Raw genomic sequence first — 2,428 nt, 5'->3', positions numbered from 1 at the left:
AAGCGGTTGTAGTGCAGCCCCGATTCTTCATCCAGAAGCTGGCCGGCGAATTTTATACCGGGTTCTGGCTGGCTGTGGTTGCGTGAACTAGATACGGGATAACGGCAATCTGTCTCTGCCAGAGGACTGGTTGACGCAGTGCGGCCTGACCGGGCAGCGCTGACGATCAGCGTGATGCCCGGCAAGGTGGTGATTAAAATTAAGAAAAATTATAAGTTGGTATAATATCCTACAAAACAACCGGAAAGAGCAGAGTTCTCTCCGGCTTAATTTTACTCCGTTACTCCATGACTGATAAGCAATTGTTTCCAGTTTTCAAGATAGCTTTTGAATTTTTCAATAGAGTTTATATTTAACTCCTCTTCAGAATACTCATTGAAAATATTGACACCATCTTTTTTTATCGTAACAGTATGGGCATTTCCTGTCCCTGACCATGATTCCATCACTCCTGACTCAACATTATCACAAGCGGTTATATACTCATTCACACCAAATAAACTGCGTTGTATATCACCAGATAAGAAATCTGCTAACACGTGATATTCATAATCTATATCTAAAAATGGATATCCTTTATCATCAAATAAAAACTTCATATCACCTCAACAATTAATATATTGGATAAGCAGTGTTTATATTTCCAGAGGAATTTAACCATCCCTCTATTTTCACACCGCTTGGAGATATACCTGACCACTTCCCATTAGGTAGTACTGTTCCATTATTATAAGCGCCTCTAATTTCGGTCATCACTTGAGCTCTATTCCACGATTTCGGGAAGAATGTTGACTGCGGCCCTTTAGCTACCCATTGACCCGTAGCTGAATTAAATATCTCTACTTTCCCTTGATAGACACCCTGAGCATTAGCAGAGTTAGTAATTTGGGTAACCCTTGCTTTACCCTGATGGCCGATACTTCCTTCATGGTGGAATCCAACGCCAGCTCCTCGGCGGTTAATTTCGCCATGGAAAACATGCGTGGCATTGATGCTTGGAGGACAAGCTGCTAACCCAAGCGGATCTATCCAATTATTCGGGTTATGTACATAAGCATATGGGTTATATCCCCCCATCAGCCCTATCGGGTCCGGGCTTAAGTAACAGCAGGCCTGCGGGTCGTAGTAGCGGAAGCGGTTGTAGTGCAGCCCCGATTCTTCATCCAGAAGCTGGCCGGCGAAATTTAAACCGGGTTCTGGCTGGCTGTGGTTACGTGAACTAGATACGGGATAACGGCAAGCTGTCTCTGCCAGAGAACTGGCTGACGCAGTGCGGCCTGACCGGGCAACCGCTGGCTATCAGCGTGATGCCCGGTAAGGTGGTGATTCGGGTGCAACAGGGTAATATGTTGGCGTAACAACACATAAAAATAGCCGTAAAGATCCAGAGAGGAACTTTACGGCTGAAAACTAATATTTAAATCACCGTCCAAAACTCACTATTTTTTGAACCGACCAAAATTTCTATCTCATTACGTGAACATGCTTTCAAGAAGACTGAACCTACCCCACGGATAAATTTGTTAAAATCTATCGCTATAGGCTCCCGATCACTTGCTCTCTCCTCACTCGTTATAGCATAAATTTTACAGTCATTTGTATTTAATAAGATCGCATATGGATCTGACAATGCTATAACAATAACTCCCCTAGGTCTAGTATTACCAACCCACCAATGACTAAAGTTATCCTTATCATTAAGAGCTATAATTTTTTCAAGATAGTCACCACCAGAACCAAAAGCTACATTACCAAGAGAGAAATTATCAATATCATACTTCTTTAAAAAAGATACAAAATCACTTGGAAAAGTAATATCCAAAGTTTTTTCAGAGGATTCTAAGTTGCTAATAGGAAATTTTCTTTTTGTCAAAATTAAATCATCCATCTCACCATCGAACGGTGAGAATTTTTTATCTAATTGGGACTCTATCTCTTCAATAGTTAATAGCATAATAACCTCTACTATTTTGTATGCCAGACACCACCACTACCAACGTGAGTGCTCCCTGGAACTGGAATTGCATAAGGGCCAAAGTCAACATGGTGATGAATTATAGTATCCCCTTTATAGTTTACATGCTCAGGGAAGGCTTTTATCCATGTGTTATCGATCTTCGGTGAAAGTCCCAACTCTTGTATTCTATATAAATTACTCTTGCTTAGTGAGTCAGGCTGTAATTTCGTCCATTGTTGCCAAAATTCTTGACTATTTCTAATACCACCTTTTGATGTAGCAACCCCACTATTAAATGTACGAGTGTCAATTGAGAATGCAGGATCTGGCCTCCCTGGTATCGCTGGATCTATTCGAGTTTGATAAGGGTTATCCCCTCGTGGGATTTCTTTAACGGTATTGGGACAGGTAGATAACCCTAAAGGATCTATCCATCCCGTCGGATTATGAACATACCCATAGGGCCTCTCG

Annotated in this window: 4 protein-coding genes and 1 pseudogene; all 5 read right to left on the bottom strand. The window is 41.6% G+C overall.

Annotated features, from left to right (window positions below; translation table 11 throughout):
* Nucleotides 1-272: 272 nt before the first annotated feature.
* The gene (locus tag ACQ4OC_RS19400; RefSeq protein ID WP_120807059.1) at nucleotides 273-599 is read right to left on the bottom strand and encodes a YacL family protein; all 327 of its coding nucleotides are present in this window, start codon (nucleotides 597-599) and stop codon (nucleotides 273-275) included.
* 13 nt (nucleotides 600-612) lie between these two features.
* Nucleotides 613-1,188 (bottom strand): annotated as a pseudogene (locus ACQ4OC_RS19395) (EndoU domain-containing protein); the annotation flags it as partial.
* A complete protein-coding gene (locus tag ACQ4OC_RS19390) occupies nucleotides 1,185-1,364 on the bottom strand; it encodes a hypothetical protein (RefSeq protein WP_430971548.1) in 180 nt (59 codons plus the stop codon). The pseudogene ACQ4OC_RS19395 and the gene ACQ4OC_RS19390, both read right to left, overlap by 4 nt.
* Nucleotides 1,365-1,417: 53 nt before the next feature.
* Entirely contained in the window at nucleotides 1,418-1,954 is a 537-nt protein-coding gene (locus ACQ4OC_RS19385; protein ID WP_120806565.1) for an SMI1/KNR4 family protein, read from the bottom strand.
* 11 nt (nucleotides 1,955-1,965) lie between these two features.
* Nucleotides 1,966-2,428: hypothetical protein (locus ACQ4OC_RS19380; protein WP_430971547.1), on the bottom strand; the 463-nt coding region annotated here is incomplete at its 5' end.

This window comes from Yersinia sp. J1, assembly GCF_050586585.1.
Taxonomy (GTDB): Bacteria; Pseudomonadota; Gammaproteobacteria; order Enterobacterales; family Enterobacteriaceae; genus Yersinia; species Yersinia entomophaga.
The sequence above is the reverse complement of the archived record's forward strand: the minus strand, read 5'-3'. Positions and strand labels throughout refer to the sequence as shown.